Below are 20711 nucleotides of genomic sequence, written 5' to 3'. Positions count from 1 at the left end.
CCCTTGTTTCAGTCTTTGGCTGCGCCCACCGGTTCTTCCTGGATGCCCAGCAGCCGGTAGGGAATAGTTTTGGTCATGTAGTACACCTGTTCTTCAGGAATCCCGTATTCCACCAGGTAATGCATGTATTCGTAGATTTCCGTTTCCCAGTCCGGATTTTCCGTCTGTCCCCCGTCCGTATCCACCATGACATGCTGGTACCCTACAGCCTGGATCAGTTCCGCATTTTCCCGCAGGTTCATGTGGTACTTCTTCCCTTTCCCCATGTTCTGGGCATAGCACCGTTCCAGGATCACGTCATAATCCTTCACCAGACGGATCTGGTCTTCCAAGGTGTACCCGCACACCCACCATTCCGGATGGGTGATGACGATTTTTTCCACCCCGGCCTTCCGGGCCGCTTCCACCACCACAAAAGCCTCTTCCGGAGATACATGGGCGGTGGCCAGTACTGCATCATGGTCTTTGATCAGACCGAACACCGTTTCCAGTTCCGGGATCACTTTCCCGTCCCGGACCAGCTGGATTCCCTCATCGGGATTTTTCCCCATTTTTTCCAGATGCCGCCGAGCGGACTGGGTGGGCAGCCAGATCACCTTGGCCCCCAGCTTCAGGCCTTTTTCCACCGCTTCCGGGTTCACACCCCCGATGACTTTGTTCATGACCACCCCACCGTACATGGTGAAGTTGGTGCTGTCCCCATAGACCTTCTTCACATAGGCATTGGCAATGGCCGCCCGGTTCACCGTGAACCCCAGGTGGGACTTGATCACAATGGCCCGGGCCCCCACCCGCACCGCCGCATCCGCCAGTTCCAGATCGTTGTAGGCCCGCAGCCGCAGATCCGGATTGGTGTGCACATGCATATCGCAGATTCCCTTCAGTGAAACTCTGCTCATTCTGATTCCTCCCTGTTGTACAAGTATTCTGAATAAATTTGCTTTTAGTGTACCGCGGGGCTGGCTATTGCAGAAGCCGATAAAATACGATATCTTGTATAGGAAATATCGATGGCAAAGGAGAGGATACAATGGATCTTCGGGAACTTCACTACCTGCTTGCCCTGGCGGAAGAAAAGAGCATTTCCCGGGCGGCAGAACGGCTGTTCATGGCCCAGTCCAGTCTGTCACAGTTTCTCAGCACCACAGAGTCTCATTTAGAATACAAACTCTTCATCCGCACTTCCAGCGGCATCCGGCCCACGGAACCGGGAAAACGGATGATCCGGTTCGCCCAGGATACCCTGGCGGAATTCCACCGGGCCAAGGATGAGATCCAGGATATCGGCAACCTGAAAGGGGGGCATGTGATCCTGGGGATCAGTTCTTTCCGGGGATCCTTCCTGCTGCCGCCCGTACTCCAGGCTTTCCAGCAGAAATATCCGGGGGTGCGGGTCCAGATTGTGGAAGAGAATTCCCTGGCCCTGGAACAACTGCTGCTCACCGGGAAAATCGACCTGGCCCTTCTGGTGATGCCGGAAAAACGCAGCCGGATCCAGGCCCGGTTCCTGATGCATGACGAAATCTGCCTGATCACCCATCCGGACCATCCGGTGATGGAACTGGTCCATCAGGGCCAGGCCGGCCAGCAGCCTTCCCAATTGTCCCAGTACATCAACATCCAGGATGCGGCCCGGTTCGAATTCCTGCTCAGCGGCTACGGCACCATCCTGGGCCGGGAAGCCCGGCGGATCTTCCTCCGCCACGGCATGAACCCCACCTACTACAACGAGAACCTGTCCGCCCTGTTTGCCGCGGCCCTGGCCGCCAACGGTCTGGGACTGGCCTTCACCTACGCCAGCAGCCGCCAGTACTTCCACCGGGCCCAGCTGCTGTCCCTGGGCAAAGACGGTACCTCCATTCCCCTGGGTACCGCCATGGCCCCGGGCCGGTACCATTCCAAAGCCACAAAGGCCCTGGATCAGGTGATCTTTGAAGTGTTGGGGAAGTGAAAAAAAGGGGGGCTGTTGCTCATGCAACAGCCCCATTTTGAATCTATGCCCCCTGGGCGGCCGGGACGGGCTTGCCTGGGGCGAGCCCCTACGCCGTCGCTGTCCAGGAACCGGCCCTTTTTTGCCGTCACAACGGCATCCCCGTCCAATCGGTCGAACAAACAACACTCGACCCCAACGCCGTAGGGCGTGCCGCAGGCCCGCCCGTCCCGGCCTGGGGGTTTTACAAGTTCAGAAGCAGCTGCCCCCGGCAGATGGTCTCCATCGGTGTGAGACTGGAAAGGGGCTCTGCCGCTTTCCACCGTGCACTCCTCCCTATTTTTAATAATTTTGTGATATAATCATCTAAAATACCATGATTTTTGTGATTTTTAGAGAAGAAAGGGCGTGATTTTTGTGAACCGGCTTACCCGGAAAATCGATTCCTTCCTGGTCCAATGGAAGAATTCCCCCCATCACCTTCCTCTCATCATCAAAGGAGCCCGGCAGGTGGGAAAAACGGAAGCCATCGAGCATTTTGCCCGCACCCATTACACCCACCTGGTGGAAATCAACTTTGTCCTCCAGAAAGAATACCGGCACATCTTTGATGACGGATTCGATGTGAACCGGATCCTTCAGAACATCACCTTCCTGGACCCCAGCCTGCAGCTGAAGCCCCATGAAACCCTGATTTTTTTCGACGAACTCCAGGCCTGTCCCAACTGCGCTACCAGTCTCAAGGCCTTCCAGCTGGACGGCCGCTATGATGTGATCTGTTCCGGATCCCTTATGGGCATCAGTTATCAGGAAATCGAATCCAACAGTGTGGGCTACAAGGAAGATATCACCCTGTATCCTTTGGATTTTGAAGAATTTCTCTGGGCCAGAGGCTACACTTCGGAACAGGTGGACCTTTTTTATCAGCATCTGCTGGAAACCCGGCCCCTTTCCAGGCTGGAAATGGACGTGCTGCAAAAAAACTTCCAGGACTATCTGGTGCTGGGAGGCATGCCTGCAGTAGTCTGGCGGTTCATCCAGCAGAACAATTTCAGCGGCACTCTCCAGCTCCAGCAACAGCTGCTCCTGGACTATGAAGAGGACATCACCAAATATGTCGGCGGCCTGGACAAAGGAAAAATCCTGAATGTCTACCGGAAAATCCCTGTATTTCTGGGAAAGGAAAACAAAAAATTCCAGATTTCCAAAGTGGCCCACGGAGCCCGGAACCGGGAATATCTGGGGGTAGTGGACTGGCTGTCCAACGCCGGCATCGTCAATGTCTGCTATTGCCTGGACCATCCGGAACTGCCTTTGAAAGGGAATTACAACCCAGACCAGTACAAGCTGTATTTTGCCGACACCGGTCTCCTGATCGCCTCTCTGGACGAAGAAGCCCAGCTGGATCTGCGCCGGAACCGTAACTTCGGCGTTTACAAAGGCGCTCTCTTTGAAAACATGGCCGCCCAGATGCTGGTCCAGCAGGGCTACGGCCTGTATTACTACAAAAACACCCAAGGCACCCTGGAAATGGACTTTTTCGTCCGGGATGCAGATTCCCTGATCCCCGTGGAGGTGAAAGCCACCGACGGCAGTACCCGCTCCCTGAACCGTCTCCTGGAAGATTCGAGCCATTATCCGGACATCCGGTACGGCATCAAACTCAGCACCGGAAACATCGGCTGGAACGGAAAATTCTACACCATACCTTATTTTCTCGGTTTCCTGCTAAAACGGTGGCTGAGGGAGAAATAAACGGGGGGTGCTGCACGTTCTCTGCAGCACCCCTGTCAGCTGTCAACGGTTTCCTTATGACACCTCTCCCCTGGACGGCATCCCCGTCCAATCGGTCGAACAAACAATGCCCGCCCCCAACGCCGTAGGGGCGGGCCGCAGGCCCGCCCGTCCCGGCCTGGGGGTTTTACAAGTTCAGAAGCATCTGCCCCCGGCAGATGGTCTCCATAGGCATAAGACGTAGGACTCCTGTCCTAAAATTTCCTTCCATTTTCTCTCTCTTTTTATGTTACAATGAAGACAGAAATCAACTGTTGAAGGAGCTGTTATCATGGAAGAGATGGACATTGGAGGGCGGATCCAGGAATACCGCAAAGCTGCCGGGATGAGTCTCCGGGAACTGGCCGCCCATGCGGAAATCTCTCCTTCCATGCTCAGCCAGATTGAAAACAACGCCGTCAACCCCTCCATCAACACCCTGAAGAGCATTGCAGAAGTTCTCCAGATCCCCCTGTACAAATTTTTCAAGCCCCAGGCCCCCACTCCTGCAGACCAGATCGTCCGCCAGGGAGAGCACCGGATCATCGGCCACTGGGGCACGGAAGTCACCTACAAGCTGCTGACCCCGGATACGGACAGTACCATTGAATTCATCCTGATGGAAATCCCCGCCGGCACCGTCACCACCAAAGTTCCCCGGGGCCATCAGGGCGAGGAAACTGCCTATGTGATGGAAGGCCAAGTGGAAATTACCGTGGATGACCAGACCTACCAGCTTTCTGCCGGAGACAGCATACGGATCCTGTCCGGCCACCCTCACAAATGGTCCAACCGGTCCAAAGAACTGGTCCGGGTCATCTTCGCCGTGACTCCTCCTTCTTTTTAAGCACAAAAAAACTGCCGCAGCCGCGGCAGTTTTTTTGTTACAGCAATACCATGCTCAGCAGGAACACGGTGACCAGTGCGGTCATGGACTGGAGCACGCTGATAATGGGAATGGTCTTGTAGGCAATGGACGTATCCATATCGGAAGTGGTGGCCGTTACCCAGAAGAAATCGTCGTTCCCGTGGAATACCATCATGCCCCCGGCAGCACAGGCCAGCATGGCAATCACCCGGCCCATGGGAGAACCGAAGCCCAGCACATCGATCAGAGGAGTGATCATGGTGGCTGCCGTTACCATGGCAATAGTAGCAGAGCCTACGCAGGTCCGGAACAGGAACCCAATCAGGAAAGGTGCCAGGATGCCGATGGAAACCCCGCTCATGCTGGCAGTGAGGATGTCCCGGAGAGGAGAGGCTTTCAGCACTCCGGAGAAGGCCCCGCCGGCCCCTACGATCAGGACAATCTGTCCGGCCGTCTTCATGGCGTCGGCAATGACCCCGTCAAAGCCCCAGGCTTTGGTGTCTTCCGGAAAGATGTTGTGGTAGCCCACAGCGGCAATCAGCAGCCCGATCAGCAAAGCCACCGCCGGAGTCCCTACAATGTTCAGCACCAGGGCCAGGGTACCGGTAAGCTTGCACATGCTGCCTACAGTTTTCAGCAGCATCAGGGCAATGGGCACCAGGATGGGCAGGAAGGACATCATGGCACTGGGCAGATTCTGATGTTCCGGCGTGTCTTCCACACTGGTGGGCAGATAGTAGTATTTGTTCCCGGCATAGAGGGAAGCCAGGTAAGCCACCAGGGTCACGGGAATGGATACCAGAGCCCCGAACAGGATCACCTGTCCCAGGTCGGCGCTGAGGATCCCGGCCACTGCCAGAGGGCCAGGGGTGGGCGGCACGAACATGTGGGTGGCGTGGAGGCCCATGCACAGGGAAATGGCCATGGTGGTCATGGAAATCTTGGTATCCCGGGAGAGCCTTTTGGCAATGGGGCTCAGCAGGACGAAAGCGGAATCACAGAACACCGGGATGGAAACGAAGTACCCGGTAATGGCCAGCCCCAGGGCTGCATGTTTCTTGCCGGTGATCTTCAAAATGGTCTTGGCCATGGTTTCCGCGGCCCCGGATTTTTCCAGCAGGGCCCCGGTCACCGTCCCCAGGGCAATGACCAGGCCGATATCCGCCACCGTTCCTCCCATGCCATCTGCAAAGGCCTTCAGCATAGGCTCCATGCCCATGCCGGACACAATGGCAAAGACAAAGGACGTGGCAATCAAGGCAAAGAACGGGTGAAGCTTCAGTTTAACAGTACAGATCACCAGGGCCAGCACCGCAAGGACCAGCCCGGCAATCACAGGAAATGCACCATTCATGGAAATCCCTCCTTCCCCCTTGGGGGAACAGACCTTATTTTTTCAGATAGGTGTTCAGGTATTCTTTCCGGATTTCTTCCGGTACCAGACGGCCGCCGGTGGCCCAGGCAATCTGGGTGGCGTTGGCCAGTTTGCCTGCATCCAGGCCCTGGTCCTTCAGATATTTCCGGGTCCCTTCATACACCGTCAGCCGGCAGGGTCCGATGAAGGCCGCACAGCTGGAAGGTTCGATTTCCACGTCTTCGGTTTTCTTCAGATCCCGGAGAAAATTGAAGAGCCGGTAATCATCCACCGTAAAGTCCCCGGACAGCAGGTTGGTCATGATCCGGGTCACAAATCCGGAGGGGCTGGCACAGGCCAGGCCGTCTGCTTCCGTAATCCCGTCAATGTGGAAGTCGTGGACGTTGGCCTTTTCGAATTCCTGGGTGGCCGTGCCCAGCAGGACGGAAGGGCAAAGGGTGGGTTCCGTAAAGAACACATGGACATTGTCCTTGAAGATCCGTTTCAGACCGTAGGAAACGCCGCCGGGGGCCCCGCCCACACCGGCCGGGATGTAAACGATCAGAGGATGGTCAGCATCCACGGTGATATTCATGTCATCCAGCTGTTTCTTCAGCCGTCTGGCAGCCACAGCATAGCCCAGGAACAGGTTCACGGATTTTTCGTCATCCACGAAATAGCTGGTGGGATCCTGGTCGGACAGCCGGCGGCCTTCCGCCACCGCCTTGGAATAGTCATCGGCATATTCGATGACTTCCACGCCCTTCTGCCGGAGCAGATCTTTTTTCCACTGACGGGCATCCATGGACATGTGGACCTTCACCTTGAAGCCCAGCGCCGCACTCATGATCCCGATGGACAGGCCCAGGTTCCCGGTGGAGCCCACCTGTACCGTATACTGATGGAAGAAATCCTTCATATCCTGATCTGCCAGTTTGGCATAGTTGTCCGTTACCTTCAGTTTGCCCGCAGCCAGGGCCAGGTCTTCCGCATGTTTCAGGACTTCATAGATGCCCCCTCTGGCCTTGACGGAACCGGCAATGGCCAGATGGCTGTCCATCTTCAGCAGCAGATGGCCGGGGATGGTGCAGGCAAAGTCCTTTTCCAGGGCCTTCTGCATATCCGGAATGGCTTTCAGGGGAGATTCGATCAGCCCATGAGTCACTTCCGTTTCCGGGAAGCACCGTTCAATGAAAGGCGCAAACCGCTGGAGCCGGTCTGCCGCATCGTCGATCATGGCATCGGACACCACCAGGCTGCACACAGCATTGGTCATGTCAAAGGGAAGGTACCGGGGGTTCACCCACACCGTTTCCTTCTTTTCCGAAACTTCCCGGATCACCGGGTCCTGAGCAATGTACTTTTCCGCATCCATCACAAATCCCTCCGTTCAGATTTATTAAACATAATTTCTTTGTTATGTACAGTATAATTAAACACATCCTCCTTGTCAATGGTATTTTTAGAAAATTTCCAGTATTCTTTTTATCTGCGATTTCATAAGTAATACAACAGTTTTAAAGAAAAAAACAGAAGCTCTATAAATTTATGCAGCTTCTGTTTTCCATTATTTTGTTTAGTATAGAATAACAACAGTGTTTTATTGGGATGAACGAAAAAAGGAGGTGCTGCACGTTCTGTGCAGTACCCCCTTTTTGAATATATGCCCCCTGGGCGGCCGGGACGGGCTTGCCTGGGGCAAGCCCCTACGCCGTCGCTGTCCAGGAGCCGGCTAACAACGATTTTCTTACGGAGACTCTCCCTTGGACGGCATCCCCGTCCAATCGGTCGAACAAACAATGCCCGCCCCCAACGCCGTAGGGGCGTGCCAAAGGCCCGCCCGTCCCGGCCTGGGGGTTTTACAAGTTCAGAAGCATCTGCCCCCGGCAGATGGTATCCATCGGTGTGAGGCTGGAAAGCGGCTCTGCCTCCTTTCGTCTCTCGTCCATCACCCATCAAACATGATAAAATAAACAGTAAATAAGAATCGAATTTTCATACGGGAATACCACATCCCCATGACTGTAGAGATGAAAAAGGAGGCGGAGACCATGTGTACATACGGACAATCCATTCTGGAAGAAGGCGAACAAAAGGGCCGCCTGAAAGAACGGGAAGCCAACGTCCTTGGCATGCTGAAGGAAAAAATCCCCATGGAAACCATTTCCCGGATCACCCACTACTCTCTGGATCAGATTCAGAAACTGGGAAAATTACATGGATTGCTTTAGGTAGGAAAGGCCGCCGGATTTTCCGGCGGCCTTTGTCAGCTGTCAGCTGTCAGCGGCCATAGGATGCGAGGATGCGGCCCATCCCAAGAAACAGCCATTTCCTCCTTATCCAAAATCCGCCTGGCAGTATACACACTGGCCCCCTTTAAAGGTCATCTGAGGCACCAGTACCTGATGGCCGGTCATGGTATTGCCGTTGATATCACTGTACTCCACGTCTTTCTTTTTCAGCCGGAACAAAGCCACATCAGCCGGGCTTCCTTTGGCCAGGGCTCCCAGTTCCGGCCGCCCGATCAGCTGAGCCGGCTTCCAGGTGGCACAATCCAGCACCTGTTCCAGGGGCATCCCGAACTCCAGATACTTGGATAAGATCCGGGGCAGGGAATGGAGAGGCTGGAGGAAACAGCTGGAGGCATTGTTGTCTGAACTGATTACATCGGGTACAAATCCCTGTTCCACCGCTTTCCGGGCTACTTCCAGGTCGAAGTTGCTCCGGCCGTTGGATGCATCGAACAGGACCCCTTTTTTCCGGGCTTCCCACAGTCCCGGCAGGACCTTTCCCCGTTCATCCAGGCAGGTGTGCTCTCCCCGGTTCTGGTAAATATGGCAGATCACATCTCCCGGCCGCAGGATTTCCGCCACTTCATCCAGGGGCAGAGGGCAGTCCGTCACATGGACCACCACCCGGGTCCCGGCCTTCTCGGCAATTTCCACGGTCCGTTTGAGAGAACTTCTGGCCATGTCCTCATCCAGGATTCCACGGGAAAGCCGTGTTTTCAGGCCCACCAGGTTGTCCCCATACCTCCGGAAGAAGTCCAGGATCTTTTTCTCCTCGAAATACCGGGGATCCAGGTTCTCCGGATACCGGTCATTGGACTGCCCTCCCGAAGCCACCAGGAGGCAGTTCAGGATCCGCACCGATGACATGGCCATCACGCTGGCCCGGTACAGTTCATAGCCTCCTACGCCGGCAGTCCCCCCGTCCACAGCGGTAGTAATGCCCATACAGAAGGAGGCTGCATCCCCATTGACGCCATTTTCACTGCCCCGAAAAAAGTAATGAGTGTGGTAATCGATAAGACCGGGCGTTACCAGACAATCCCGGGCGTCAATGACCTGTCTGTATCCGGACTCATCCCTCCCTTCTCCGGGATATTCGATTTTCCCATTGACCAAGGCCATATTTTTTCGTATCAGCTGATGGGTTTCCGGATCATACACCTGCCCGTTTTTGATCAAAAAATCCATGTTCCGCACTTCCTTTCAAAAGACCCGGCAGAAATTATCCTGCCGGGTCACCTGTTTTATTTTTCGGCCTTCCTGGCCTGGTCCACAGCCTGGAGCAGCTGATCCACGATTTCACTGCCCTGGTCTTTTCTCACCATGTCATAGACCACTTTGCCTTTTTCCCGGAGCTGGGCAATCACCTGGGGATCCAGGGTAACGATTTCACAGCCGGCATCAATGCAGGTCTGTTTGTACTGCTGGATGCTCTTGTCCGCACGCCGGTTCCCATAAGCCGTGGCCGCCGCCGCACATTCATCCACCAGTTTCCGTACGTTGTCCGGCAGAGAATTGTACACGTCCTTGTTCATGAAGAAGGTGATGATATGGCCCACATGGTTGGTTTCCACCACATACTTCTGGACTTCCTGGACGTTGTTCCCCACAATGTTCATGTAGGGATTTTCTTCCCCGTCGATGGTGCCCTGCTGGAGGCCCATGAACACTTCCGTGAACTGCATGGGGGTAGCCGCAGCTCCCAAGGCGTTCCAGTAGGCAATATGGTATTTGTTGGTCATCACACGGATTTTCTGGCCCTGGAGGTCTTCCAGTTTCGTCACCTTTTTGTTGGTGGTCAGTTCCCGGAAGCCGGCATCGGAATACCCCAGCATCTGAATGCCCCCAGCGTTGCAGTACTGGTTCATCACCTGGACAAAGGGCCCGTTCAGCACAGTCCGCATCTGCCCCACATTGTCGAACAGGTTGGGCATGTCAAACACCGCATACTGAGGAATGAAATCCACCAGATCCGTAGTCATGCCGGTACCGATTTCGATGGAACCGCTGACCACCGCTTCGGTAAATTCCGTGGTGTTTCCCAACTGGCCGCCAGGATACAGGTCAACGGTGATCTTGCCTCCGGATTTTTCTTTCAGCAGGTGGGCAAATTCCGCTACCATCTGGTAGTTGATGGAAGAATCCGCCACTGTCATAGCTGCCCGCCAGTGGTATTCTCCCGGAATCTCACTGGGATCCAAAGGCTGGATGTTTTTCCCGAATTCATCCGCATCCGCATCCAGTGCGGTACTGATATTGGAGGCCACTTTGGCCTTTTCTTTGGAAAGGGCACTGACCAGCCCCATGGAAATGCCAGGGATATTGGTAATCAGCATCAGAGACAGCAGGAAGGTGGCCAGGAATGGAACCGTGGCCCGTGCCAGCTTCAGCATGGGAATCTTGGTCATCCCGGACGCCACGAACAGGTTGATGCCCATGGGCGGCGTTACCATCCCAATGGCCAGGTTGCAGGTCATGATGATCCCGAAATGGATGGGATCCACACCCAAAGCCGTGGCCACCGGCACCATAATGGGAGTCAGAATCATGATATTGGGAATGTTATCGATGAACATACCGCAGATCAGCATGATGATGTTCATGATCAGCAGCACTACATACTTGTTGTCCGAGATAGCCAGTACTGCCGTGCTGATGGTCTGGGGATACCGGAGCAGGGTGATGACCTTGGCAAAGGCCGCGGCTGCCGCAATCACAAAGAGGATGTTCACATAGGTCTTGGCCCCTTTCATAAACACTTTCCCCAGGTCCTGGAACTGCAGTGTCTTGTAAACAAACAGGCAGATGAACAGGCCGTAGAACACGCTAATCACCGCCGCTTCCGTGGGACTGCAGACCCCGGAATAAATGGTCCCCAGGATGATGACCGGTGTCATCAGGGCAAAGAAGCTTTCCCGGAACAGTTTCCACAATCCCTGTTCATGAAGCTTCCGATAGCTGGCGTTGAGTTTTTCTTTATCCTCTCCGTGCTTTCTGCAGTAGATCCAGCAGTACCCCATCAGGGAGACCCCGATCAGGATCCCCGGGATGATCCCGGCAATGAACAGCTTGGAAGGAGAGCAGTTGGCCGTGGAGGCATAGACGATATAGGAAATGCTGGGAGGAATGATGACCCCCAGTCCCCCGGCCACCGTCACAATGGAGGTGGCAAAGATCTTTTCATATCCCATGGATACCAGAAAAGGAATGGTCATGGCCCCTACAGCAGAAACCGTTGCAGGAGAAGAACCGGAAATGGCTGCATAGAACATGCAGGTAGCCACTACCGCACAGGGGAACCCGGCCGTCTTGTTGCCGATGAAATACCCGAAGAAATTGAACAGCTTCTTGGAAATCCCTCCCTGGGCCATAATCATCCCGGAAACCATGAACATGGGGACAGCCAGCAGGGTGAAACTGTTAAGGCCAGAGAACATAGCCCGGGCTACATCACTGATGCCAAAAGTAAACTGGCCGTTCAGCAGATTGGGAGCCGTGGACAGCAGAGTGAATACCCCGCCTACCGGGAGAGCGATGAAAAGCAATGCTCCCAGCAGTACAAAAAAGAATCCAATGTTCATTCTTCTCCAGCCCCCTTTCCGTTTTGTATATCATTCCCATTATCCCCTTCCAGGGTGGCTTTCCCCTGGAGGACTCTTACCATCAGCTGTGCGTACCGGAAGATTCCCAGCAGGATGCCGAAAGCCATGGCCCGGTAAATATCCGCCACCGGAATGCCCAGAGCCGGGCTGGCCTGATGGATCAGCGCCGCCTTGGCAATCAGTTCCTGGGTTCCTTTGAACAGATAAGCCAACAGCAGGATCATGACACCGTCACACACCAGGCCCAGGATTTTCTGCAGACCTTCCGGCATCATGGTGGTAAAGGTATCCACCTTGATGCTGACCCCGTGGCGCACAGCACAGGGCAGACAGTAGAAAGCCGACAGGGCCAGCAGATAGCAGCAGATTTCATCGGACCAGGTCAGCGCATGATGGAAAGCATACCGCATGATGACATTGGCAAAGGACAGACAACACATCACTGCCAGCATAATGGCCAAAATCACCAGTTCAAGATTCTTGTCGAGCCATTTGACCAGTTTCATTTTCCCTACTCCCCTCTCTGAAGAAAGAATTTTCCGGAATTTTTCATATTTTTATCCTATCATCTTGTTTGTTATCAGTAAACGTGCTAATAATTATAGTTATAAGAAGTATCATTACTATCAAAAATCTGGAAAGGAGCCTTGCCATGGATATCCAGGTCCTTGACTACATCGTGACCATTGCCGACTGCGGCAGCATTTCCAAAGCGGCCCAGAAACTGTTCATCACCCAGTCGGGATTGAACCAGCAGCTGATCAAACTGGAAAACAAATTGGGCGTGAAACTTTTTGAACGGGACAACCATCATCTGGAAATCACCCCTGCCGGTCGGCTCATTGTGGACAGTGCCACGGAAATCCTCCGGATCCGGCGGAATACGCTGACCCAGCTCAGCGATCTCCAGACCAGTATCAGCGGCCTGATTTCCCTGGGCCTGACCCATGAACACGGCATCGATGCTTTTACTGCCATCTATCAGCAGTTCCACCAGCGCTATCCCCACATCAATTTTTCCCTGGTGGAAAAGATTGTGGCAGACCAGTATCACATGCTGAACCACGGATCCCTTGATCTGGGCATCGTCCTGATCAAAAAGCTTCCGGCCCCGCTCCAACGCACCCTGATCCGGGAAGACCTATACCAGGAAGACCTGCTGCTGGGGGTTCCCCTGTCCCATCCCCTGGCTTCCCGGGCGGTTCCCCTCAGCGCCGGAAAGCCTCTCCGGGTCATCGATCTCCGGCTGTTCAAGGATGATTCCTTTGCTCTGATTTTCAAATCTTCCACCATGCGTCAGGACGTCATCGATCCCATGTTCGAAAAAAGCGGCTTTTACCCCCACATCATGCTGGAAACGGCCATGAACAGTGCCCTGGCCACTCTGGTGAGCCGGGGATTCTGCTGCACCATCCTGCCTCATTCCCGGGTACTGGCCAGTAGCCACCGGAATGAATGTGCCTGGTTCCGGATGTTGGAAAATCCCACCTGGTCCGTTTCCGTAGTACGGCGGAAAGACTACCGCCTGGGGGAAGCCACCCGGTATCTGCTGGACCTGGCCCGGCAGTATGGGAAATCCATGGAAGAACAATTTTCCCGGCACAGTCCCGGTTACAACCGGTAAACAAAAAGGGCCCGTCTCCTGTGGACAGGTCCTTTTCTTATGGGGTTATTTCTTTTCCACCGTTTTGGTGGCAATCACATCGGCTCCCAGGCCCAGTACATTGGACAGCAGCACCGTTCCTGCCGCTATGGGAGCCTTCACACGGCATTTCCGGATTTCTTCCATCACGTCAGAGATTTTTTCTTTCGGGATGGCACCCCGGGTCCGTACGCTGACCAAAGGCAGTTCGCCCCCTTCCACCAGCACGGAACTGGCAATGGTCCGTTTGGGCGCCAGCAGTTCCTGCCGGGCATATTCCAGTCCCCGGGGGCACAGATTCCCCGTCACCTTAGCCAGCACCGGTTTTCCTTCCCGGATCTCATAATCCAGTTTGAGCGTGCATCCGTTGGGGCAGACGATGCAGGTCATTTCCTTATTCATCCAGGCTCACCTCGATTTCTCCTTCTGCAGAAAGCCCACTGCAGGGAACCTCCAGTTCGATCATATTGGCCGGCAGTGCGTTGGGAATCTTTTTCCGCACCAGAACCTGCCCGCCCTGTTTCACTGTCAGACAGCCATTCCGCTGAGGCTGCCGCACCCGCAGGGACAGCCGGAAACCCGTCTGTCCACTGACCCGCTGAGGAACCGTATGACCGATATTCTTTCCGCAGCACACCGGGATGACCGCTCCGGGCAGTCCATTTTCCAGATACTGCCGGATTCCCTCCGCCATGCCTTCCGCTTCCAGGGAAACAAAATCCACCAGATCATGGACGTGGAGCACGTTGCCGGCAGAAAACAGTCCGGGAACCGTCGTCTGGCAGAATTCATCCACCAGGGCACCCTGGGTATGGGGATCCAGCACCGCCCCGGCCCCCAGGGTCAGTTCATTTTCCGGGATCAGTCCCACGGAAAGGATCAGGGTATCACAGGGGATTTCTTCTTCCGTCCCGGCAATGGGCCGCAGATGTTCATCCACCTGAGCCACCACTACGCTTTCCAGCCGGTCCCGGCCACGGATATCCGTTACTGTATGGCTCAGATAGAGGGGAATATCATAATCATGGAGGCACTGTTCGATGTTCCGGGGCAAACCGCTGGGAATGGGATTGATTTCATAGACACCCTTCACATGAGCCCCTTCCAGGGTCAGCCGCCGGGCCATGATCAGGCCGATATCCCCGGATCCCAGGATCACCACTTCTTTGCCGGGCATCCGGTTCTGGAGATTGATGTAGGCCTGGGCCACACCGGCCGTAAGGACCCCGGCCGGACGGGTCCCCGGAATGGCCAGGGCTCCCCGGGTCCGTTCCCGGCAGCCCATGGCCAGCACCACGGCTCTGGCCTGGACCGCCACCATGCCCGTTTCATGAGCGGCGTAAACCCGATGCTCCGGAGTGATCTGGATCACCGTGGTATCGGTAATGTAGGGGATTTCCCTGTCCTGTACTTCCCGGATGAACCGGTCCGCATATTCCGGCCCGCTGAGAGTCTCTCCGAACCGGGTCAGCCCAAACCCGTCGTGGATGCACTGTTTCAGGATCCCTCCCAGCTGATGCTCCCGTTCCAGGATCAGGATGTCCCGGACCCCCTGGTCATAGAGCCGGACAGCAGCCGCCAGCCCGGCCGGTCCGCCGCCGATGATCACCACATCCGCCTGCCGGATCTTCTCTTCCTGTTTCATTCCATTGGCTCCTTCCATCCTTCATTCCTCCCCTTTGGTTTCCGGCCGCACTTCTCCGGTGAACAGCCAGCCGCCTTCCCGCTGATACCGGAGATCTTCCGGCGCCGTTCCCAGTTCCTGTTCCAGCAGCTGGGTGATCCGGGTCTGGCAGTAGCCTCCCTGACAGCGGCCCATCATGGACCGTGTCCGGTTCTTGATGCCGGTCAGGGTATGGACCCCCAGAGGATTGTGGATGGCCTGGAGGATTTCTGCCTTGGAAACATTTTCACACCGGCAGAACACCTGTCCATAAGCAGGGTTTTCCCGGATGGCTGCTTCTTTTTCTTCCAGGCTCATTTCAGCAAAGCGGCGGATGGGTTTCCGGATTGGATCGAAATCCTGTTTCCGGGTAACTTTTCCCCCTTCATTTTCCGTTTCTCCCACCAGAATGTCTACTACACGCCGGGCCAGCGGCAGAGCCGCCGTCACCCCAGGAGATTCGATACCCACCAGGCTCACCGTATGGGGAATGGACGGATCCGTCATAATCCGGAAATCCAGGGGTTCCTTGGTTACCGGATCGCAGTTCCGCCAGCGGATACCCACAAAGTTCCGGATAAAGTACTGCCGTTCCATCTTTTTGAACATCTTCCGGCCATCCTGGAACAGCCGGTCCAGGCTCTGCTGCTGGTTGGCATAATCTTCCGGTCCGGTGGTGGTGTACCAGTCCGGTCCCACCAGGATATTCCCATCCACCGTAGGAGTGGCGTGAGTCACGAACCCGCCCCGGTCGTTGGGAGCCGGGTACACCGGTGTCTTCAAAAAGGCTCCTGCTTTTTTGTCCAGCACATAGTATTCTCCTTTGGTCCCGATCTGGGGCACTTCCGGATATCCCATCAGCTGACCGATTCTTACTGCATAGGCACCGGCACTGTTGATGACCCAGCGGCTGCAGACCATCCCCCGGTTGGTGGTAATCTGGTATACTCTGCCCTTTTCCGCCTGGCCCAGCACCTGCTGCTGCCGGGCTCCGTCCAGGGGTTCAATACCGATAACCCGGGAGCCAAAGGAAAACTCCGCCCCGTTTTTGCAGGCATTTTCCCCCAGGGCAATAGTGTATTGCATAGGGTCCAGGATGCCGGAAGCCGGCACGTACATGGCAAAATTTCCTCCTGCATTGGGTTCAATCCGGTGCATTTCTTCCGGATCCACCATCCGGATGCCTTTGACACCATTGGCTTCCCCATTGGCCTTGAACCGGAGGATATTTTCCCGGTCATGGTCCGTAAAGCCCACCACCAGTTTCCCGGTCCGTTTGAAAGGAACCCCCAGTTCCTGGGACACCTGGTCGAATTCCTGGTTCCCTTCCACGGAACATTTGGCCCGGAGGGTTCCCAGTTTGTAAGTAAATCCTGCATGGAGCATCCCCGTATTCCGGCTGGAATTCCCTGTAGCCACGTCCAGTTCCTTTTCCAGTACCAGGATTTTCAGATCATACCGGGACAGTTCCCGGGCAATGGCGCAGCCTACAACCCCTGCACCCACAACAACTGCATCATACAGTTCCATTTTTCATCTCTCCCATCAGAACAGAATACCCTTGGCGGTCAGACATACGGCAATCATGAAGATCAGCCACAGAGGGCCGCCGATTTTCACATAATCACTGAATTTATACCCTGCCGGCAAAATCTGCATGTTCACCGGCGTCCCGATGGGCGTTGCAATGGCCATATTAGACGCAATGGCAATCAGGATGATGAACGGCACCGGACTCAGGCCCATCCGCTGGGCCAGAGGGATATAAATGGGGGCCAGCATGGCGGATACGGCCACATTGGACATGAACAGGGTCAGGAAGCTGCCCAAAACGAACATGACGCAAAGAATCACATTCAGGGAAGCATCCTCTCCGCCAAAGAATGCCAGGGTCTGTTCCGCAATCAGTTTCCCGGCTCCGGTCTTCTCCAGGGCCACCCCCAGGGTGGCGATGAAACCTACCGTCAGCAGTACGTCCCAGCTGATGTTCTTCAGCGTGGTTTTGTAGTCGATGGTCTTCGTCACAAACAGGATGGAGGATCCGATCAGGGCCACATTGGCGATGTTCAGATACTTGTTGAAAGGAGCAAACCCGCACAGGATGAAGCCCAGGATGCACAGCAGCAGGGTGAACACGGAAATCACCTGCTTCCGGGTGGACGCCTGGGGCACATTGTCCAGTTCTTCCGAACTCTGGGCAAACACATTCCCGTCATCGAAATGGGGAGAGCCAGGCTTCAGTGTCTTTTTGGTGATGGTATAGCCAATGGTGGCAAAATACAGGACCATCAGGGCATCCACCATCCACATCACCGAAGTCATGTCAAAGACCCCCATGCCTGCTTCAAAGCCGGGGACCTGCATCAGGAAGCTGTTGGCTGTATTCTGGGAGGTGGACCCTACCAGGGTGGTAGCGCCCCCTACGATACAGGCAATGCCGGCAGGCATGATCACCATCTTGGACCGGATCTTTCCCTTGGACCCGGCTGCCACTGCTGCAATGATGGGCATCCACATGGCGATGCAGCCCGAATCACTCATAAAAGCGGACATCAGAGTGCACACCACAACCACCATGACCGTAAAGACCCGTTCATTCTGGAAGATTTTCATCCGGCTCAGGGTAATCCCGATTTTCTGGGCCACCCCTGTCTGGAACAGGGCATCCCCCACAATGGTCATCCCGGCGATCATATACACCGGAGCCGTCCCGAAGCCGCTGTATATGGCGGACAGCTTCACACTGGGCAGACAGATCCCCATGGCCAGGGCGCACAGCACCGACGTCAGAGCCATGGGAAACACCCGGCCGATGAACAGGATCATCGTCACTACGGCGATGATCAGACAGACTGTAATCTCACTCATTTTTCTGCTCCCTTCTGCATTCTGCAAAATTCCACGAAATCCTTTTGGCACCCCTGCTGGATATCAGCAGGGCCATCTGCCAGTTATCATAGAGTATTCAGAATTTTACCGTCAATTCCTTTAGTCCATCCGGCGAAGATTTGCCAATCGAGCGTAAAATCATGATATGATTCAGCAGCTTTTTCTTTGATTTACAAATCCTTCCATCTGACGTATCATGAAAAAAGAATCCATTACGCTAAAAGGAAGCTCATTATGACACACTGTCTCTATTATGCCTATTGGGGAGACCATAATGTGAATCCCCGTCCCCATCTTCATGACCAGCTGGAAATTTACATCAGTCTGAACAATATCGGTGATTTTTTTCTCCAGGAACAGAAGTATCCTTTGAATGTAGGCAGCCTGTTCCTGATCCACCCCTTTGAAATCCACCACGGTTTCTGCGGTGCCAACGAAACCACCAGCCGGTATGCCATCCGGTTTCCCCTTTCCGTCCTGGAACGGCTGTCCACGGAGGAGACGGATCTGAAATCCCTGTTCCAGGCCGCCCCACAGACCATCCAGCTGACCCACCAGGAACTGGCCCAGATCAGCGGTCTGATGGAGTCTCTGCTTCAGCCTGCTCCGGATGCCTATGGCCAGGACATCCAGCAGAACCTCCTCCTGTTCCATTTTGTCCTGGCCATTGCCCGGATCCTGCAGGCAAGAGGACCTGCCCGGCAGCCCGGTTCCGGAGAATACAACAGCCTGGTCCAGCAGATCCTCCAGTACATCCACAGCCACTACCGGGAAGAGATTTCCTTGGAAGATCTGTCCGCCCACCTGTATGTAAGCAAGTCCCGGCTGTGCAAGGTGTTCCGGGAACATACCGGGTTCACCATCGGCAGCTATCTGACCATGTACCGGCTCCAGATGGCCTGTTCCCTGTTGGAAAAAGGGGGCAAAGTAAAAGAAGTGGGCAAGGCCGTAGGGTTCCAGACCTATACCCACTTCATCCGCACCTTCACCAGCAAACTGGGCCAGTCCCCCAAAAAATTCATCAGGGACCATACGTAAAGGGGGTGTGAAAAAATTCACACCCCCCTTTTCTATTCTTCCAGCATCAATGTTCCGGACCCATCAAAATGCACCTTCTGATACGTTCCGGCCAGTTCTCCCTTATGAGGATCCAGATTTTCCGCCAGCGCTCTGGTGGCCCAGATATGCCGCAGATCCCCGCTGCTGTTGATGATGCACAGTTTCAAATCTTCCGGAGCGATCCGTCCCGCTGCCTTGATGCAGGCTTTGAACACCAGCTCATCCGTATCCATGGTAGGCGGGATCCGGGCCGTAAAGGGCTTCATGCCAGTCAAAGCATTCACCACCGTCATTTTTTCATCCACGGCATCCCGCAGTCGCCGGCTGATGAAATCTCCCATGCCGATGCCGTTCCCGTTGCCTTCCGATTTGGCCGTGAGAGACAGGATTCCCAGTTCCGTTACATCCGGACCCACATTGGGCCGGTTGTTGATGGGCCGGCCCACCACCGCCGGGTCCATCCCTGTACCGGAGATTTCCTTTCCCAGTTTCCGGCAGATCAGCACATCCATATGTGCAAAAGGGATCCGGGGAACCATGGCTTTGGCCCGTTCCAAAATTTTCGGTTCTTCCTCCCTGATTTCTTCTTTTTTCAGCACATACACATCTGCCAGCTGGTCATACCCGTTTTCAATGACGGCAATGCCGCCCACCACTTTGGCATGGTCCAGTGCCGTCAGGCCCACCCGGGCCATGTTGTCATTCAGGTAGTCCGTACCCAGGCTGTGGGTCATGGCGGCCCCCACATGCTTGGCCAGTCCGATGGCCAGCATCTTTACCAGCCCGCTCTGGTACCGGCCATAAATGGAGGTATGGGTCTTCACCCGGTTCAACAGCAGGATACCATCCGCTTCCCAGGCATTTTTATCCAGGTACACCGGCAGGTCCAGTTCCGTCCGGGCGATTTCCACCACTTCCATACTGGAAACGATTGGGGCTCCCACACTTTCTTCCGTAATCCCCAGATTCCGCAGTACTTCCACCTGGCCTTCCGCCGTTGCACCCCCGTGGCTGCCCATGGCCGGCACGATAAAAGGCACGGCACCCATTTCCTTCAGATACCGGACGGCCGCCCGCATCAAAGGCACATAATCCGCAATTCCCCGGCTTCCCCCTGTGATGGCAATCCGCTGTCCCGGGAGAACTGGCAGATTTTTGGCCCGCAGCCGTGCCAACAGAGTTTCCTCCGGATTTTCCAACCGTGTCCGGTCAAAGATGGTCCGGATTTTCACCACCTCCGGGATTTCATATCCCTGCAGCATTTCTTCCAGTGAACTCATGGCAATTCCTCCTCCCTGCCAAATTCCGATTCCACAGCAGGTCCAGTATATCATGGAAGAATTTTCCGAAATTACTGTCACAGGCAAAAATCCTGACAAATCGTGCAGAAGAAAACGGTGAAAGCAGCCAGTCCCCTGATGTGACCCCAAAAAGTTAGACCTTAGTAACGAGATGGTTTTTACTGTCTCGTTACTTTTTTATGCTGCCTGCAAAGGAAGCCTGTATTGAACAGGACTTTTCCAGCCCAGTCACCGGTCATGCGCCGATATCCATAATCTTTATGCTGGCTGCGGATTTCCTGTATTTTGTCCTCTACTTCCTGGTCTGGATTCACGCGGTCAAACCGTTTCTGCCAGTAC

At 54.9% G+C, this 20711-nt stretch carries 17 protein-coding genes and 2 pseudogenes; 6 read left to right on the top strand and 13 right to left on the bottom strand.

What is annotated here, in order from left to right; genetic code table 11:
- Positions 1–8 precede the first annotated feature (8 nt).
- Positions 9–899, bottom strand: a complete 891-nt coding sequence (locus ACTQY1_RS05215; RefSeq protein ID WP_022488236.1) for a DUF6282 family protein — start codon at positions 897–899, stop codon at positions 9–11.
- Positions 900–1030: 131 nt separating this feature from the next.
- On the opposite strand from ACTQY1_RS05215, the gene ACTQY1_RS05210 reads away from it, so the two are divergent.
- From ACTQY1_RS05210 to ACTQY1_RS05200, 3 genes are all read left to right on the top strand, one after another.
- On the top strand, positions 1031–1951 hold the full coding sequence (locus tag ACTQY1_RS05210; protein ID WP_441373887.1) for a LysR family transcriptional regulator: 921 nt from the start codon (positions 1031–1033) through the stop codon (positions 1949–1951).
- A 396-nt stretch (positions 1952–2347) separates the two neighbouring features.
- Positions 2348–3685: an ATP-binding protein gene (locus ACTQY1_RS05205; protein ID WP_369678689.1), complete on the top strand. Its 1338-nt coding sequence runs from the start codon at positions 2348–2350 to the stop codon at positions 3683–3685.
- Between the two features lie 310 nt (positions 3686–3995).
- Positions 3996–4550, top strand: a complete 555-nt coding sequence (locus tag ACTQY1_RS05200) for a cupin domain-containing protein (protein ID WP_022488239.1) — start codon at positions 3996–3998, stop codon at positions 4548–4550.
- Between the two features lie 37 nt (positions 4551–4587).
- Here ACTQY1_RS05200 and ACTQY1_RS05195 read toward each other — a convergent pair whose 3' ends face one another.
- A complete protein-coding gene (locus ACTQY1_RS05195) occupies positions 4588–5925 on the bottom strand; it encodes a GntP family permease (protein WP_022488240.1) in 1338 nt (445 codons plus the stop codon).
- Between the two features lie 34 nt (positions 5926–5959).
- Entirely contained in the window at positions 5960–7300 is a 1341-nt protein-coding gene (dsdA, locus tag ACTQY1_RS05190; protein ID WP_154488637.1) for a D-serine ammonia-lyase, read from the bottom strand.
- Between the two features lie 676 nt (positions 7301–7976).
- Here dsdA and ACTQY1_RS05185 point away from each other — a divergent pair.
- On the top strand, positions 7977–8156 hold the full coding sequence (locus tag ACTQY1_RS05185; protein ID WP_022488242.1) for a hypothetical protein: 180 nt from the start codon (positions 7977–7979) through the stop codon (positions 8154–8156).
- 105 nt (positions 8157–8261) lie between these two features.
- On the opposite strand, the gene ACTQY1_RS05180 is transcribed toward ACTQY1_RS05185, so the two are convergent.
- The 4 genes and pseudogenes from ACTQY1_RS05180 to ACTQY1_RS05165 form a co-directional block, all read right to left on the bottom strand.
- The gene (locus ACTQY1_RS05180; protein WP_154488638.1) at positions 8262–9404 is read right to left on the bottom strand and encodes a metallo-dependent hydrolase; all 1143 of its coding nucleotides are present in this window, start codon (positions 9402–9404) and stop codon (positions 8262–8264) included.
- Positions 9405–9460: 56 nt separating this feature from the next.
- Complete coding sequence (locus tag ACTQY1_RS05175; protein ID WP_347567365.1) at positions 9461–10372, bottom strand: TRAP transporter substrate-binding protein; 912 nt, start codon at positions 10370–10372, stop codon at positions 9461–9463.
- A gap of 141 nt (positions 10373–10513) precedes the next feature.
- A pseudogene (locus tag ACTQY1_RS05170) lies at positions 10514–11797 on the bottom strand (TRAP transporter large permease); the annotation flags it as partial.
- Positions 11794–12324 (bottom strand): TRAP transporter small permease, encoded by a 531-nt coding sequence (locus ACTQY1_RS05165; RefSeq protein ID WP_154488640.1) that lies wholly within the window; start codon positions 12322–12324, stop codon positions 11794–11796. The gene ACTQY1_RS05165 and the pseudogene ACTQY1_RS05170, both read right to left, overlap by 4 nt.
- 146 nt (positions 12325–12470) lie before the next feature.
- Between ACTQY1_RS05165 and ACTQY1_RS05160 the strand changes: the two genes are divergently transcribed.
- Positions 12471–13442, top strand: a complete 972-nt coding sequence (locus ACTQY1_RS05160; RefSeq protein WP_154488641.1) for a LysR family transcriptional regulator — start codon at positions 12471–12473, stop codon at positions 13440–13442.
- Positions 13443–13487: 45 nt separating this feature from the next.
- On the opposite strand, the gene ACTQY1_RS05155 is transcribed toward ACTQY1_RS05160, so the two are convergent.
- The 4 genes from ACTQY1_RS05155 to ACTQY1_RS05140 are packed head-to-tail and all read right to left on the bottom strand — an operon-like array spanning position 13488 to position 17991.
- The gene (locus ACTQY1_RS05155) at positions 13488–13862 is read right to left on the bottom strand and encodes a DUF1667 domain-containing protein (RefSeq protein WP_154488642.1); all 375 of its coding nucleotides are present in this window, start codon (positions 13860–13862) and stop codon (positions 13488–13490) included.
- The gene (locus ACTQY1_RS05150; protein ID WP_154488643.1) at positions 13855–15105 is read right to left on the bottom strand and encodes an NAD(P)/FAD-dependent oxidoreductase; all 1251 of its coding nucleotides are present in this window, start codon (positions 15103–15105) and stop codon (positions 13855–13857) included. Before ACTQY1_RS05150 ends, ACTQY1_RS05155 begins: the two co-directional genes overlap by 8 nt.
- Before the next feature lie 21 nt (positions 15106–15126).
- Positions 15127–16653: an NAD(P)/FAD-dependent oxidoreductase gene (locus tag ACTQY1_RS05145; protein ID WP_154488644.1), complete on the bottom strand. Its 1527-nt coding sequence runs from the start codon at positions 16651–16653 to the stop codon at positions 15127–15129.
- Between the two features lie 15 nt (positions 16654–16668).
- A complete protein-coding gene (locus ACTQY1_RS05140) occupies positions 16669–17991 on the bottom strand; it encodes an SLC13 family permease (RefSeq protein WP_022488249.1) in 1323 nt (440 codons plus the stop codon).
- 255 nt (positions 17992–18246) lie between these two features.
- Between ACTQY1_RS05140 and ACTQY1_RS05135 the strand changes: the two genes are divergently transcribed.
- Positions 18247–19050, top strand: coding sequence for an AraC family transcriptional regulator (locus tag ACTQY1_RS05135; RefSeq protein WP_288310225.1), 804 nt, complete (start codon positions 18247–18249; stop codon positions 19048–19050).
- Positions 19051–19082: 32 nt separating this feature from the next.
- On the opposite strand, the gene ACTQY1_RS05130 is transcribed toward ACTQY1_RS05135, so the two are convergent.
- Positions 19083–20351 carry a DUF362 domain-containing protein gene (locus tag ACTQY1_RS05130; protein WP_022488251.1) on the bottom strand — a complete coding sequence of 423 codons (1269 nt, stop codon included), beginning with the start codon at positions 20349–20351 and terminating at the stop codon, positions 19083–19085.
- A gap of 179 nt (positions 20352–20530) precedes the next feature.
- Positions 20531–20711: pseudogene (locus ACTQY1_RS05125) on the bottom strand (hypothetical protein); the annotation flags it as partial.

The organism is Acidaminococcus sp. HCP3S3_G9_1 (assembly GCF_052122455.1).
GTDB lineage: Bacteria > Bacillota > Negativicutes > Acidaminococcales > Acidaminococcaceae > Acidaminococcus.
Note: the sequence above shows the minus strand (reverse complement) of the source record. Positions and strands in the feature narration are given on the sequence as shown.